Annotated in this window: 1 protein-coding gene; it reads left to right on the top strand. The window is 72.1% G+C overall.

The genetic code is table 11. The features are described 5' to 3' along the window. A partial coding sequence (locus tag AC1DYG_RS19355) for an alpha/beta fold hydrolase (protein WP_477641482.1) occupies positions 1 to 501 on the top strand: 501 nt, incomplete at both ends.

The raw sequence follows: 501 nt of genomic DNA, 5'->3' as shown, positions 1-501 counted from the left end.
GCCCTGGCCGTGGTGATTCCGCTGCGCACGCAGGGGAGCGGGCCGCCGTTGTTCTGCGTGCAYCCSGGGATCGGGCTGTCCTGGGGTTACGCCGGGCTGATGCGGTACCTGCCGCCGGACCGGCCCGCGTATGGCCTGCAGTTGCCCACGATCAGCGGTGACGGTGAGTACCGGTCGATCGAACAACTCGCCCGCCGCTACGTCGAGGAGATCCGGGGCATCGCGCCCACCGGCCCGTACCACCTGMTCGGCTGGTCGCTCGGCGGSGTSATYGCGCACGCSATGGCCGTCGAACTGCAGAGCGCCGGCGAAGAAGTCGCCACCCTGGCCGTGATGGACAGTTACCCCGACGACGGCGAGGACCCGCCGCCGCGCCGACTGGAGGTACGGGACCTCCTGCGCGGGCTGGGGCGCGAGACCGACACCGGCGGCGAGCTGACCTACGAACGGGCCGCGCACCTGATCGACGAGGCGTTCGGGGCCGAGACCGGAGTGCGGGGG

It is taken from the genome of Pedococcus sp. P1_H8 (assembly GCF_056405175.1).
The sequence above is the reverse complement of the archived record's forward strand: the minus strand, read 5'-3'. Positions and strand labels throughout refer to the sequence as shown.